Genomic DNA, 14,500 nt, shown 5'->3' with positions numbered 1-14,500 from the left:
TCCAAAAACACCTAATTTATGCTCATCAATGTCAAAATCTACTCTTCCATCCTCTTTTACCAGAAATACAAAGCTTGAATTAAATACTCCATTTTCTAAATGAGATTGACACATTCTTGCAAGTTTAAAGTTCTTATCTACCACCGTATCTACACTTACAACCCCTTCAATCCAGTTTTCTTTATTTATCCCCATATCAAAAATAAGGATCCCACCTTCTTTCAAATGATTGTAAAAATTATTTAAAGTAATTTTTAACTCATCAAGAGTTGTATTATAATTTATTGCACTAAACATACATATTAAAACGTCGAATTGCTGTTCTAAATTCATTTTTTTCATGTCGCCGTTAATAAAACGAATATCAGGTAATTTTTCCCTCGCAATTTTTAACATTTCCTCACTAATATCAAAACCAATAATTTTAAAGTCATTTTTAAGGAAATATGCGTGTCTTCCTGTTCCGCAGGCCACATCAAGGAGCTCATTACCTGAACTATTTTTATATGTTTTAACTGCCCATTTTATGAATTCTGCCTCTTTTTGATGGTCCATTTTTTCGTATATTTTATCATAGTACCTTGCAAATTTTTTATAAAGCTGTTCTTCCGCCATTTTTTACACCATAACTTAAAAAATGTGAAATTAAAAATAAAAAAAGGAGTTTAAAAACTTATTTAGACTAGTCGCTTATTTTATTAATTAATTTAGCCACATTTTCCCCAAACAAGCGAATGGTTTCCATACCTTCGGTGTCTTCTTCCACTTCACCCGGAGCCCAACCAAATACCATGTTCCAGTAGGTAGATCCTGGTACAATCATCTCATTAATGAAATAGAACATTAAAAGCTCTTGAATAGTGGCAGTATGGCCTCCGCGACGGGCTACAGCTATAGGGCCTCCTACTTTCCAGCTTAGAAACTCATCAGTTCCTCGAGATATCATTCCAATTCTCTGTAATGCAGCCATGAGTGATCCTCGGGCAGTACCAAAGTATACGGGACTTCCTACAATAAATCCTTCAGATTCCCTGATTTTGTCTATGATGTCATTTAAACCGTCGTCTATTTTACATTTGCCTATTTTTTTGCATTTAAGACAGGCATGACAAGAATCAATATTCATTTTTCTAAGGGACATTATTTCAGTCTCTAAACCGTTTTTCTCTATTTCTTCGGCACATTTTTCCATTACCTGCATGGTATTACTTTTTTTCCGTGGACTGGCACATAATAAAAGAACTTTTTTCATAATAGAATACCTCCTAAGGATAACTTTTCTTTTGCATATAACTACGAAAGCAATATTTTATTAAGGGATTATAATTTCTAATTTTATTTTATTTTTTTCAAATTTATACATACCTTTAAGTGTACCGAAAATCAATAGTAGTATAACGAAATTGCTGTGAAATATCTGATAGAATATTATTAAATGCATTGCATACTATTTTATTTTTAGATTCACTTTTTTTGATTAAAAAAATATATTTGGAGTTGATTTTTTTTACATTTAATATTACAGGATATATGCCTTTAATAGCAACTATTTTAGGAGTTGTTATGGGGCTGGCATCCAGTGAAATAAGTAACTTGCGTAGGGATAAAAGACAAAGAAGAAGGAAAATTAATTCTACACGAACTTTAATTTCCATTGAAAATGAAAGAAATGTAGAGTTACTTAAGGATTTCTGGTACAAATTAAATAAATCAGATGAAATTGATGCTGATACAGATGAATTTAAGATTGACCTGGCCCATAAATTAATTAAAATGCCTATGCCATCCTGGAATAATGTGATGTGGAGTAAACAAGCTTCTTTACTGGCGATAACCTTTATGGATAAGGAAATTATCGCTGTTTCCTCTTTTAATAATTGTTTTGACGTCCTTAAATCTATTTATTCAAAATTAATAGATTTAGATACTAAAGACAGAGAATATAATAGTACATATGCTTCAAGCGGAGCTAAATTATCTTCACTGCCACGTTCCAAGAGATTTCATGAGGAAGCTCCCTTCTTGTGGGATGAATTTGAAACTATTACCTTAAATTTAATTGAAAAAGGTAATCCATTAAATAAAAAGAAAAAATAGGGACCAGAATAAATTTAGTGGTAAATGGATGATTTATTCAGTTTAAAGGGGTCCAAAAACCGGTTTAATATAAAATAAAGAATTTGCCGTTCTAAGATTTTCTTATACAAATAATTATTTGATTTATATTTTTTTTTTTAATTTATAAAATAGATCTCCATTGAATTTAATGGAGTATTATTCTATTTTTAAATATTTTAAGAGATATTTAATTGCTAAAAAGTATTTTAAGTTCACATACCTCAGTTCATCTCTTTAAAAAGTTTTATTATCTACTTTACTTTGTCAATAAACATTAACATATAGTAAAGTTTATATAACATTATGTAAAGTATACTTTACATGAGGTGAGATTTATGACTTCAAAAAAGGGAATGATTAAAAAAATACTTTCAATCTTTGAATCTGGCTTATTTATAAAGATACTTTCAGTTTTTGAATCCAGCCTATGGATTGCAGGATTGATATTAGGCAATATATACATTATTATGCTGGCAATTGTGATTTTAATAGCAATAATCATTGTTTTATACGTCCATAAAGAAAATTTAAAGGAAATTTTCCAAGATAGTAATGTAATCGTTGAAGATGAAAGAACTCAATTAATCAACGAAAAAGCAGCTACAATGACTTTAGGAATACTCATAGCAGCTACACTGTATGCAGGAATTATTATAATTGCTTTAAGAAACAGTTATCCTCAATTTTCAGAAATAGGATATACTCTGTTGTTATTAGCACTTTTCTGCTTCATACTATACTATGCATCCCGTATCTACTACAGCAGGAAATATTGATAGTGATACTATGAAGAACAAATTAAAGATTTTAAGAGCAATGCAGGACATTACTCAAGAAGAGCTGGCAAAAAAGCTCGGAGTAACCAGACAGACCATAATCGCTATAGAAAAAGAGAAATATGATCCTTCCCTAATTTTAGCTTTTAAAATATCTAAATTCTTTAAAGTTCAGATAGAAGATATTTTCATTTACAATGAGTAATAACTTATCTAAAATTAAAAATGATGATTTATATGAATATCAAAGAAAACAAAAAAGAGTATAAATCGTTCCTCACGATTTTAGGCAAAATAATCCTTATATTAACTGTTATACAACTTTTTAGAGCCTCAGTAATGTATGGCCTTTGGTATGTTGTTAAACCTGGACAAGACATAATATTGTTTCAGACTTTAAATGGATTATCATTCCTTGTTGTGGGAATACTGCTTTTAATATTAATCCGGCCTTCCTTAAAGGAGTTAGGTCTATATTTAGATAATGTAAAAAAAAGAACCAAAATATTGTATCTTTTAGGAGGAATAACATTAATAATAATGATATTTTTACCATATACGTTTGCTTATGAACTGGATGTACTTGTATTGGGCATGATATTCGGTTTAATCACCCCTGCATTTGAAGAACTGTTATTTAGAGGTTACCTATGGAACATGGCCGAAAATTCAATAAAAGCAAAAAATAAAACCATTATTACATGGATTACCATTACATTAATGTTTGGTTTCTGGCATCTTGGATATTTGGACGTTTTTTTGATTCATCCCAAAGGATTTGATTTAATACCTCTTTTAATGGGAAAAATTATGGTGGGATTGATATTAGGAGCAATTGTAGGGTTTATACGCCTTAAAACCAAAAAAGTATACGGTTCATTCTTATTCCATGGTTTCTGGAATACTTTTGCACCTTAAAAAAAAGTAAGCCTAAAGTAATTTACGGTTAGAGCGTTCTTTAATGCATGAAATATTACTTTGCGGAATTCTAAAGTCATCAGAGTCTTCATAACCCATTTTATCGAGAACCGCCTTTGTATCAACCTTTGTACATACACAACCATCCTTTAATAGAGGTATCCCTTGGGGATGGAATTTTGAAAGGTTCATCATTGACAGATTAAGGTCTTGATTACATGCTACACCCAAAACTGCTCTAAATTCATTTTCTCTGGCTATTTTCTTCAAAAATGTTGATCCTGGAATAATAAATACTTTATATCCTTTATATTCTGCTTTATCCTTCAAAACGCCTATCACACATCTGCTGCAGTCAGTACAATGAAGACCAGTTGCGTCCAGTTTTGCTTCACATTTTGGACTTCTTAGGCAGTGCGGAAGTATTAAAAGTTTATCTTTATCATCTATTTTTTTAAAAGATTTTTCATTAACTTTATTTCTAACTTCAACACCAATTTGATCCACGATTTTTTCATCCACACCTACATATCCAGCAAATTTTTTGAACAACCCATAGAATACATCTATTGTAAATAGCAGTAGTTTTGGGAAAATAAGCCTTTCCTGCTTTATAAGAATACTTCCAATAATAAGTGTAACTGATAACAGGACTAAAATTGAAATACCTGCTATAAAGACTATTTGTCCAAAAATTTGATAAAATTCATATATTGACATATACATGTTTTTTAAGTTTTTTATCGTATATTAAACTAGTGGTTATTAAAATTAATAAAAAAAGGGTGATTTAATCTAATAATCGTTTAAATTCTAAATTTTTCAATTTTAAACTTTTTAATAGTGCCTTCTACATCAACGCCATCTTTTGTGGCAGTTATTTCAGTACCTGAAAGATCGTCACATGCACATAATATATCTTGTTCTGGATGGGTGCCTGGAACAATATTACAATTTAAACGTATGTGATTTCCAGTTGCAACAACCATAGGAAGTCTATTAGATGTTGGATGATTTTCTGGAAGGACAGTAATAGGGAAATTCATCTCTTTTAAAAGATAAAGCATGCTTTTTATCCCTTTTTCTGCTTTTTTACCTGTTTTAAATGCAGAAACTGCTATTAAATCTTCACTTTCAAGAAAAACAAATATCTCTTCCTTATCAGGCATCCCTATTGCTATTTGTTTTTTTGTCCCTGCTTTGGTAATGCCCAGCTCTCCAGACTGCCCTATTAAAAATAGAATATCATCAGAGTTTATTCTAATGCTTCTACGTTCTCTGACTGACATGTTGGACATACTACTCTTCTTCCAATCCCCTTAAACTCGTTTCCACAATCCAAGCATTTGTATCTTTTTGTTTTAAGTTTTTTCATTTTAATGTCAGCCATTGGCCCTCCAACTGTACACATATTATATCACCGGTTTTGCTTATGTTAATGGTGTTATTTATTCTTTATGATGAAATTAATTCACAATATTTTAAAAATAGTTTAATTTCATTTAAATTGACTCTAATAATATATTTATTAGTGAAACTGCAATTATATATTTAATAAATAAATCCTAATTTGAGAATTAAAAAAATTTTTTTAACGCAATAAACGGTGAGACTATTGAAAAATCTTATTTTCCCATTTTCAGCAATTGTTGGCCAGGAAAACATAAAAAAAGCACTTATACTAAATGCAATAAACCCCAGCATCGGCGGAGTCCTTATTAAAGGAGATAAGGGCACAGGTAAAACTACAGCAGTAAGAGCACTTGCAGACCTTTTACCATCAATTAAAGTCGTTGCAGGATGTCCATTTAACTGTGATCCTACTGATGAAAGCTCTCTTTGCGATGCATGTAAATCAGAAAACATGGAAATTGAAGAAAAGAAAATGAGAGTGGTGGAGCTTCCACTTGGATCCACTGAAGATCGTGTTGTTGGATCAATAAATATCGAAAAAGCCCTTAAAGAAGGTACAAAAGCTTTAGAACCAGGTATACTTGCAGAAGCCAATAGAAACATACTTTATATCGATGAAATTAATTTACTTGATGATAATCTTGTTGATGTCCTGCTGGACGCGGCAGCATACGGAATAAATGTTGTAGAAAGAGAGGGAATATCTGTATCTCACCCTTCCAAATTTATACTTATAGGAACAATGAATCCTGCCGAAGGAGAGCTTAGGCCCCAGATTTCAGATAGAATAGGTCTTCATATCATTGTACACAGCATTATGAATATTGAAGACCGCGTAAAAATTATGAAAAGACGTGAAGAGTTTGAAAGGAACCCTTCAAGCTTCATAAAGGATTTTGAAGCAGCACAAAAAGAAATATTGAAAAATATTTTAAACGCCAGGAAAATAATCAAAAATGTGGAGATTTCTGAAGATTTATTGAAAGTAATAGCCCATATTTGCGTGGATATGGATGTTGATGGACATAGATCTGATATTGCCATTTTAAAAACTGCTAAAACAATTGCAGCTTATAATAATCGTTTGAAAGTAGATTATAATGATTTGGAGGAAGCTATTACACTGGTTCTAGGGGAAAGACTTCCTAAATCCTGCAGTCAAGATAAAATTAAGGAAAAGCTTGAAAAAGCTATTTCCGATACTAAAGAAGATGATGAGAAGCAGGAAGAAAAAAGGGATGATGAACAACAATCAGAAAGTCATGAGAATGGAAATATGAATGTTGTGCCAGATAAAAAGCCTTCTGAAGGAGAAAAAGGGAAAAAAGGGATGATGTTTAAAAGTCTTGAAGAAGAGGAAACTCCGGTAGAGTCCGATGATGAGGGGATTGATATAAAAAAGCTCCTTAAAATGAAAGGTAAAAAAAAGAGCATGTTATACGGTAAAAGAGTTGATTCTAAAACTCTAAAAGGAAAATATATAAAAAGTAAACTTCCAAAAAATGGTTCAAGAGACATAGCAATAGATGCAACCTTAAGAGCGGCTGCAGTTGGATCAAAAGGCAGTATAAAAGTTGAAAATGAACATTTACGCCAGAAAGTTAGAAAACACGGCGCAAGAGCATCTATCGCCATTGTGGTAGATATAAGTGGATCAATGTTTTCAAAAAAGAAAGCAGCTAAAGTTAAAGGTATTTTAAATCAACTTATGGAAGATACATCACGCCATAATGATAAGATAAGCGTTATTGGATTTAAAGGAAAAGAAGCAGAAGTTATAGTTCCAACAACCAAACGAGCAACATCATTTAAAGAATATGTGGATAATATAAGTGTTGGTGGAACCACACCACTTGCATCAGGAATAAAAAAAGGATTAGAATTACTTAAAAAAGAGAAATTCAAAAAAGAATACGTTCCCATGATGCTTATACTAACAGATGGAATGCCCAATGTAGGAATAGATAAAGACCCTCTTAAAGATGCCATAGGACTTGCAGAAAGCCTTAAAGAGAATGAAATAAACACAATTGTGGTTAATTTTGAAAAATCAGCTCCATTTGGAAGAGATACAAACATGGAACTTGCATTAGCATCTGGCGGACGGTATTACGATTTGGAAGATATAAAAGATCCTAAAGCCGTTGTTTCTAAAATAATTGAATATGAAAAGTCTAATTTCTAAAATTAAACTTAAATAATCCTAATAACTTATTTAAACATTTTTATATCGTATTTATCCATTTTTTGCTTTTAATGTTAAACATAATCTTTTAATATGTGATTGAAGATATGAAATGTTGTATATTTGTTTCTATTTTTGAATATGAAATGAAGATTTAAACTGATTTGAAGTGTGTTTTAAAAATGAAAATTGTTGTATATCATGCAGAAGAATGTGATCGTAAGAAATGTACCACAGTTAAACTTGGAAAACAGGGAAAGGTTAAAGTAGTGACAAAATTAAATATGGTACCTACAGGTTCAATTATTTTAGACCCTTATTCCCCAAAATCTTTATCTCGTGAAGATAAAGGAACAGTAATGGAAAAAGGACTTGTAGGACTTGATTGTTCCTGGAAGAAGTTAGCTAAAGTTCCTTATAGGCTAAAAACAGGAAAAAACAGTAGATCACTCCCATTCATGATTGCTGCTAATCCTACTAACTATGGAAAACCTTGCATACTTTCAACTGCTGAGGCAATTGCAGCAAGTTTTTATATAATTGGGTTTAAAGATATTGCTATTGACATTATGTCCCAGTTCAAATGGGGCCCTCATTTTCTAAAGCTCAATGAAGAGCTCTTAGAAGCATACTCTAAAGCTCGTAGCAGTTTAGAGGTTGTAAAAATTCAAAACGAATTTATAAATTAAATTATTTTCTAAACTGTGTAAAATGAAATTAAATAATTATTTAAGGAGGCTAATAAATGGCTAGATTTGAAGAAGCAGAAAACAGAATATTCAATGTTAAAATATGCTTAAAATGTAACGCAAGAAACCCACCAACTGCAAAAACATGCAGGAAATGCGGTTACAAAGGTCTAAGACCCAAGGCAAAAGAACCAAGAGGATAAATATAATCCTTAAATTGAATTCAGAGTTGAAAAAACTCTCAAACCGACAGGTTTGGGAGTTTCTGAACCTCCATTTTATATTCATATCCATTTTTAATAACTATTATTTTCTTGTCGTGGTAAGATGAAAGTTGAAAAATACATTAAAAATACATTAAAAGACCACAAAATACATTTAACTCTTTTAGATCCAGAAGAACAAAGCCCTGAAGATGCTGTAAGAATAGCAAAAGAAGCTATAGCTGGCGGTACAGATGGAATAATGCTCGGAGGATCAACAACAGAACCAACAGAACTTGATGCAACTGCAAAAGCATTAAAAGAAAATGTTGACGTCCCCATAATCCTTTTTCCAGGCAATATAAGCGGTGTAAGTAAATATGCCGATGCAATATTCTTTATGAGCCTTTTAAATTCCACAAATCCCTACTGGATAACAGGAGCACAAGCTTTAGGGGCCCCCGCCATTAAAAAAATGGGAATTGAAGTACTTTCTATGGGTTATATTGTTGTTGAACCCGGCGGAACTGTTGGATGGGTTGGAGATGCTAAACTAATACCTAGAAACAAGCCGGATATCGCTGTTGCATATTCAATGGCTGCAGAATGCCTGGGGATGAAATTGATCTACTTGGAAGCAGGTTCAGGTGCTAATGAGCATATTCCTGAAGTTATGATAGCTGCAGTCAAAAAAATGACCGATATAATTGTAATTGTTGGCGGCGGAATACGCGATGGAAAAACCGCTGCAAGAGTTGCAAAAGCCGGTGCAGATATTGTTGTGACCGGAACTGTTGTTGAAGACTCTTCTAATGTTAAAAATAAGATTGAAGAACTTGTTGAAGGAATTAGAACGGTTTAAATTTAATTATTCTTTTTATTTTATTTTATTTTTTTTGCCCTATTGATTATTCTTATCAATGCAATGTATTTCAGTATCTTCCTACGTATTATCTGATAAAGTCATAATAACCAAGTAACGTACCTCTAAAAACATGGCACGCTTAAATATAGACAAAATATTTACAAAAACTATAAGGCTGTTTATTTTAAATTAATTCTCTCAATAATTCCAAATAAATAAATAATTTAAAGAATATAATAAAAAATCAGAATGTAGTAGAAAGGTGAAAATCATGACAGGCGCTTGTGAAGTAGAAGGATATGATATGGTATCAAGAGAACTTAAAGAAAGATTAGGTTTAAGTAAATCTCCAGTCGCAATAAAATTCATTTTAAGGGAAGAAGACATTCCAGAGGGAATAGAAAAAATAGATGAGAATATAAGGCACTGTGAAATGGTTCAAAAGGCAGCGCAAGGTGAAATGTTTTATGCAACTGCTGAAGAACAGATGTGTAAAGGTGGAGCAGCTGCAATTGGACTTATTGAAACCCCTGAAAAGATAAAAACCGGTGAATTTTATCAAAGTTTAGGTAGATTCTCCAGCCTGGGCTCTGCTAAACGTACCATGGAAGCAATCCCTAAAATTGACCCTATGATGAAAGCCATCATTTATTCTCCGTTAGAAGATGTTAAATTTGATCCAGATGTAATTGTAGTTATCTGTAAACCTGCACAGGCCATGAAACTTGCTCAGGCAATGGTTTACACCCGTGGTGGCCGAGTAGAAGCAAGTTTTGCAGGAATTCAGTCAATATGTGCTGATGCTGTGGCTGGTCCATTCACCCAAAATACTGCAAACATCACCCTTGGATGTAGTGGTTCAAGACAATTTGCAGATATTAGCGATGATGAAGTGATTGTAGGGATGAACGGCGAGAATATTGGCTGCGTTGTAACTGCACTTATATCTATGAAATAAATAGAAAAAATAGCAAGTCTCTAAAGGAAATTAGAAAAAAAGAATTCTAATTTCATTTAATTTTTCTTTTTTAAATTTATTAATTTCCTAATTTTATAATTAAATCTTTTTAATATTGTCTATTATCTGCTCAATTAAATTAACATCGCCAGAGTCTGCAGTTAATTTTTTAGTTAAACTTAAATGAGTAGAAACATGTTTTACAATCATGCTTTTCTCATTTTTGCTGATTTTTCCATTTAATATAATAGTTACAGAGTTTTGAATTGCTTTTAATCCTTCTCTAAATGTTCCATAATCATATTTCATTAAAGAAGCGTGCATAATGTCAATAATTGGTTGAATTGGATCATCTTTCCCTTTTACCATTTCATCATTCCCAATAGCATCTAAAATACTCTCCTTTGTAATTCTACTTGCTAATTTGTCAATTATAGTAGAAGGTTTCATCAAATCCAGAATATTCCATATATAAGGGATTAATGATAAAAATGCAAACATGCTGATGAAGTAAGCAAAAAGAATGTAATATTCAAGGTCTGAAATCCGGCTTTGAGTGTTAATAATGAGTTTCAGCAAAGTTACACAGTACACTATGGAGAAAATGTAAATTATGATGAGAATCCAGAGATCAGGAGTTCTTTTGAAAATATCAACTACTCTTGGAGATGATGAAGCTGCAAGCTGGACTGCAACAAGGCTTAAAGTCACTACTATGGCTAAAATTCCAGCTTCGCTTTGAATAAGTGAGCTTAAAACATAACGGGCACTATCCACGTCTGTATACAGAAGTTTGAAATGTGAAAAGAAAAAGTAAGATAATAAACTAACGACTGCAAAAATAGTAAAATAAACCAAAAAGGCTCTTAACCAATCATTTTTAATTGAAAGCAACTTTTACACAACCATTTTTAAATACACCATTAATAACTAATTTTTAACCTATAAATCAATTTCCTTTTACAATTTTCAAATAATCATCGTATTTGTTGATGTTTATAAGTTCTAGATCATCTCGAGCTGGAACTCCATAAAGAATAACGCCATCTTTTACCATTTCTCTTAAAATTGGATTTAAATTATCCTCTTTTCCCACCAAATACTTCTTTAAAAGGTTTTTATGGCAGGCAAATGGCATTCCAAGACCTTTTGCTGAATCCAAATATCCTGTTTTTCCCCTTGCAAGAATTGATACTGTATTTTCAGGTTCTGGACTGTTAAATACTCCTTCAATAATATTTTCAAGAGTTTCAGCTGATACAGTAGGCTGATCTGCAGCAACACACAAACAATAATCAGATTTAGATTTACTAACTCCATTTAAGAGTGATTCCGATAATTCAACATGAACTTCAGGATTTACAGTTACCCTTACCCTATCATCATCGAATTCATCGATTATTACAGTTATTTCATCACTAAAATGCCCTAAAACAACAATACATTCCATCACATCTGTATTTAAGGTGTTTTGAATTGTTTTAAGTATTATGGGCATTCCTTGAAAGTCAATTAGAAGTTTATGTATGACTTCCATTCCACGGGCTTTAAAATCTTCTCTCATCCGCCTATTTTTGCCTGCCGCCGTTACTATTGCAGATATCATATAAATCGCCCGCATTTTTAAATACCGTGCTTAATCATATTCACTGATAAATTAAAAAAAATAAAAAGTTTAGGGAAGGGAATTCGCCTCATTGTGGTATGTATCCTATGACCTTAGCATGTATGCTCATTCCAGGGCCTGATCCACTTGTCCACATTACTATTTTTACGGGGTAATCTTTGGTATTAGTGACTCTCACATCTGTTGCAGGGTTAAATCCAAACATTACTGCGTACTCACCCCATGTAAGGCCAGTTGGAAGTCCAAATCCTGCTTGAGATACAGCTCCTCTCATTGCTCTTGCTGCAGGGCAAACACCGTGGGAAGCCCACCCTCCAGGAGCATGAGGGTCTGGAGATCTTCCAAATCCTACAGTTTCCTTACCTGATGATGTTGTGTGTGGAGGGATTATAGTACCATTCCATGCTTCCACAAATTCCCGTGAATTTTGCTCCCTAATAGCATCATTATATTGAGGAAAAGATCCAAGAGAATCTCCATTACTTCCAATTACTTTTTCAGTTACAGAACCCATATAAACAAGTACTGGTAATCCTGATGCATATTCTTCCATATAATTCACAACATCCTCCCCAAAGAACGTTTTTATGTTGGATGGTGCGACAAAATTTCTTCCATCGTTGAACTTGGCAAGCCCATAGTCCAATGCTATACTCTCACCTACTCCATTGTTGTTAAACCATTTTTTAATGTTAGTTACTGTCACATAATTATGAGGGACTGTATCATTGTTTATTTGATCATAAGGCACTGTTTTTATGGTTTTTTTTCCTTCCTTAATTTCTAATCCACCATTTGTTTTAATTCCATAAGTGTATGGTGTTTTATATCCATAAACAAAAATGCCTGGCGGACTTACAGTTAGCTTATTTTCGGTAACTGCCAGAATTCCCGGGCCATTGAATCCCTGTGCAGTTCCATTTTTAGATATGCTGTTGCTTGTAATCCTTCCAATTGGGGTTTTAACTGTTCCTGTAAGTAATGCATCAATAAAATCACTGAATTTCATATCATTAACATAATCCAATAAATATTCAGGAGGATATAGTAATGGAACTTTTCTAATTTTGCTTTCGTCTACAACAAGAGTTCCTGACACGACAGTATCTCCTAAACTCAAAGATGTAATTTCTGTCGGCCCTTGGGCCGGATAATAATCATCTATTACGTTTCCAAATGGATACATGGCTACTGCCAGTATAATAAGTATAATTAAATTAATTTTTGAATTTTTCAAGTATTTCGGCAGAATATTTAACCCCTCCTTCCCCTATAACCAATACAATATCATCTTTTCCTGCTTCTTTAAGGGCATACTTTAAACTTTCTTCTACCTGCTCTTTACTTGCCCCTAAAGTCCCTTTTTTAGAGCTTTTTTTGCTAGATTCTGTTAATATTACTTGGTTATAAACCTCAATTTCGGATATAGCATTTCTACTTGCATTTGATGCTACTACTATAATATCTACATCTTTTAATATTTTTGCTATTTCCATATCACCTTTTATCCCACTTTCAGATGATATTGTATTTACAACAATTAATTTTGAATTAATAGATTTTTCTTGAAGTAGTGCCTGAATTATAGCTTTTACACCAGCAGGATTATGAGCATAATCTATTATTACCCGTTTTCCAACATTTATTTCTTGAAATCTTCCTTTTACGCCTTCAAAACTTTCAATTCCTTGGACAATATCCTCAAAATCAATGCCTAACGCATGGGCGCCGCATGCAGCAGCAAGCGCATTGTAAACATTATGAATTCCATTATTTTTTAAATTTACTTTAGCTCTTTTCGAGCCTATAACTAATGTAAAAAAGTTTTTTTCAACATCATAAGCTTTTACATGAGCATCTGGACGTTTAAATCCACAGGAACATTCATATATCCCCAAATGCCCCAAATAATGAATGTTATATTCAAGATCAACTTCACATATTGGACATTTTCTTTCTTCAGGATATGCATTAAAATCTGAATTTATATGTTCAATACCATAAAATAAGCTTTTATTCGGTTTTTTTCCAATTTCAAGGCATGCAATTATGGGATCATCTGCATTGAATATCATTGAATTGGCTATTTCTATTATTTCGCCCTTACATTTAATATAATCTGTAAATTTCCCAGAATTACTTAAATGATCCCTCGATATATTAGTTATAATCCCAATACTAACTCCAGAGTTACTGGCAGACCTTTTTATTTCATCAGGAATTCCAAATGTGCCTATTTCTAAAACAGCTGTTTTTCCATCAAGCCTTGCTTGAAGAGACGGAATTAATTCCGTGTTACCTTGCATATCCAGCATGTGCTCCGGGACTTTATGTCCTGCCGTATTTAGAATGGATTTAAGTATCCATGTTGTTGTGGTTTTTCCGTTGGTCCCTGTTACTCCAATGACTGGTTTATCCACTTTACATAGGCTTAAAACTTCATCTATACTTATTATATCAGAATCTGTGATTTTTCTTATTTTTTCAGTTAATTTATGATTTTTAAGTAAACTGGGAGCCACTGCAATTATATCTGCATTTTTTAAAAGTTCTTCAGAGTGTTCTCCGAGATTTAGCTTAATTCCTTCATTTTTAAGAATTTCTATCTGTGGACTATCTGTTGATAAGTCAGATACTGTAACATCAGCCCCTTTATCCTTTAAAACCCTTGCCATTAAGCTGCCAACAGTTCCACAGCCACCAATAACTACAATTTTAGATCCTTGTATCTTCATAAAATAAAACCAT

18 protein-coding genes are annotated in these 14,500 nt (G+C 32.5%); 9 read left to right on the top strand and 9 right to left on the bottom strand.

Annotated elements, in window-relative coordinates:
- Both HZC47_11440 and HZC47_11435 read right to left on the bottom strand, forming a co-directional pair.
- On the bottom strand, positions 1 to 615 hold a 615-nt coding region (locus HZC47_11440), incomplete at its 3' end, for a class I SAM-dependent methyltransferase (GenBank protein ID MBI5681497.1).
- Positions 616 to 682: 67 nt separating this feature from the next.
- Positions 683 to 1,252 (bottom strand): flavodoxin family protein, encoded by a 570-nt coding sequence (locus HZC47_11435; protein ID MBI5681496.1) that lies wholly within the window; start codon positions 1,250 to 1,252, stop codon positions 683 to 685.
- A gap of 311 nt (positions 1,253 to 1,563) precedes the next feature.
- On the opposite strand from HZC47_11435, the gene HZC47_11430 reads away from it, so the two are divergent.
- The 4 genes from HZC47_11430 to HZC47_11415 all read left to right on the top strand — a co-directional run bounded on the left by HZC47_11430 (position 1,564) and on the right by HZC47_11415 (position 3,812).
- A complete protein-coding gene (locus HZC47_11430) occupies positions 1,564 to 2,097 on the top strand; it encodes a hypothetical protein (GenBank protein ID MBI5681495.1) in 534 nt (177 codons plus the stop codon).
- 356 nt (positions 2,098 to 2,453) lie between these two features.
- On the top strand, positions 2,454 to 2,894 hold the full coding sequence (locus tag HZC47_11425; GenBank protein ID MBI5681494.1) for a DUF2178 domain-containing protein: 441 nt from the start codon (positions 2,454 to 2,456) through the stop codon (positions 2,892 to 2,894).
- A 10-nt stretch (positions 2,895 to 2,904) separates the two neighbouring features.
- The gene (locus tag HZC47_11420) at positions 2,905 to 3,099 is read left to right on the top strand and encodes a helix-turn-helix transcriptional regulator (protein ID MBI5681493.1); all 195 of its coding nucleotides are present in this window, start codon (positions 2,905 to 2,907) and stop codon (positions 3,097 to 3,099) included.
- Between the two features lie 32 nt (positions 3,100 to 3,131).
- Positions 3,132 to 3,812 (top strand): CPBP family intramembrane metalloprotease, encoded by a 681-nt coding sequence (locus HZC47_11415; protein ID MBI5681492.1) that lies wholly within the window; start codon positions 3,132 to 3,134, stop codon positions 3,810 to 3,812.
- 12 nt (positions 3,813 to 3,824) lie between these two features.
- On the opposite strand, the gene HZC47_11410 is transcribed toward HZC47_11415, so the two are convergent.
- The 3 genes from HZC47_11410 to HZC47_11400 all read right to left on the bottom strand — a co-directional run bounded on the left by HZC47_11410 (position 3,825) and on the right by HZC47_11400 (position 5,223).
- A complete protein-coding gene (locus HZC47_11410) occupies positions 3,825 to 4,532 on the bottom strand; it encodes a DUF116 domain-containing protein (GenBank protein MBI5681491.1) in 708 nt (235 codons plus the stop codon).
- Between the two features lie 86 nt (positions 4,533 to 4,618).
- Positions 4,619 to 5,101, bottom strand: a complete 483-nt coding sequence (locus HZC47_11405; GenBank protein MBI5681490.1) for a hypothetical protein — start codon at positions 5,099 to 5,101, stop codon at positions 4,619 to 4,621.
- Positions 5,068 to 5,223, bottom strand: a complete 156-nt coding sequence (locus HZC47_11400) for a hypothetical protein (protein MBI5681489.1) — start codon at positions 5,221 to 5,223, stop codon at positions 5,068 to 5,070. Before HZC47_11400 ends, HZC47_11405 begins: the two co-directional genes overlap by 34 nt.
- 204 nt (positions 5,224 to 5,427) lie before the next feature.
- Here HZC47_11400 and HZC47_11395 point away from each other — a divergent pair, with 204 nt between their 5' ends.
- From HZC47_11395 to HZC47_11375, 5 genes are all read left to right on the top strand, one after another.
- On the top strand, positions 5,428 to 7,410 hold the full coding sequence (locus HZC47_11395) for a VWA domain-containing protein (GenBank protein ID MBI5681488.1): 1,983 nt from the start codon (positions 5,428 to 5,430) through the stop codon (positions 7,408 to 7,410).
- A 182-nt stretch (positions 7,411 to 7,592) separates the two neighbouring features.
- A complete protein-coding gene (locus tag HZC47_11390) occupies positions 7,593 to 8,099 on the top strand; it encodes a DUF367 family protein (protein ID MBI5681487.1) in 507 nt (168 codons plus the stop codon).
- Between the two features lie 56 nt (positions 8,100 to 8,155).
- Positions 8,156 to 8,302, top strand: coding sequence for a 50S ribosomal protein L40e (locus tag HZC47_11385; protein ID MBI5681486.1), 147 nt, complete (start codon positions 8,156 to 8,158; stop codon positions 8,300 to 8,302).
- 124 nt (positions 8,303 to 8,426) lie between these two features.
- A complete protein-coding gene (locus tag HZC47_11380) occupies positions 8,427 to 9,164 on the top strand; it encodes a geranylgeranylglyceryl/heptaprenylglyceryl phosphate synthase (protein ID MBI5681485.1) in 738 nt (245 codons plus the stop codon).
- Between the two features lie 274 nt (positions 9,165 to 9,438).
- The gene (locus HZC47_11375) at positions 9,439 to 10,125 is read left to right on the top strand and encodes a DUF169 domain-containing protein (GenBank protein MBI5681484.1); all 687 of its coding nucleotides are present in this window, start codon (positions 9,439 to 9,441) and stop codon (positions 10,123 to 10,125) included.
- A gap of 99 nt (positions 10,126 to 10,224) precedes the next feature.
- On the opposite strand, the gene HZC47_11370 is transcribed toward HZC47_11375, so the two are convergent.
- From HZC47_11370 to HZC47_11355, 4 genes are all read right to left on the bottom strand, one after another.
- Entirely contained in the window at positions 10,225 to 10,983 is a 759-nt protein-coding gene (locus HZC47_11370; GenBank protein MBI5681483.1) for a DUF2254 domain-containing protein, read from the bottom strand.
- 91 nt (positions 10,984 to 11,074) lie between these two features.
- Positions 11,075 to 11,731 carry an NTP transferase domain-containing protein gene (locus tag HZC47_11365; GenBank protein MBI5681482.1) on the bottom strand — a complete coding sequence of 219 codons (657 nt, stop codon included), beginning with the start codon at positions 11,729 to 11,731 and terminating at the stop codon, positions 11,075 to 11,077.
- Between the two features lie 88 nt (positions 11,732 to 11,819).
- Positions 11,820 to 12,989: a hypothetical protein gene (locus HZC47_11360; protein MBI5681481.1), complete on the bottom strand. Its 1,170-nt coding sequence runs from the start codon at positions 12,987 to 12,989 to the stop codon at positions 11,820 to 11,822.
- Positions 12,970 to 14,487, bottom strand: coding sequence for a UDP-N-acetylmuramyl tripeptide synthetase-like protein (locus HZC47_11355; GenBank protein ID MBI5681480.1), 1,518 nt, complete (start codon positions 14,485 to 14,487; stop codon positions 12,970 to 12,972). The genes HZC47_11360 and HZC47_11355 overlap by 20 nt, the downstream gene beginning before the upstream one ends.
- Between the last annotated feature and the right edge of the window lie 13 nt (positions 14,488 to 14,500).

Origin of the sequence: Methanobacterium sp. (assembly GCA_016222945.1) — an archaeon.
GTDB lineage: Archaea > Methanobacteriota > Methanobacteria > Methanobacteriales > Methanobacteriaceae > Methanobacterium_D.
This window is presented reverse-complemented; position numbering and strand designations above follow the sequence as displayed.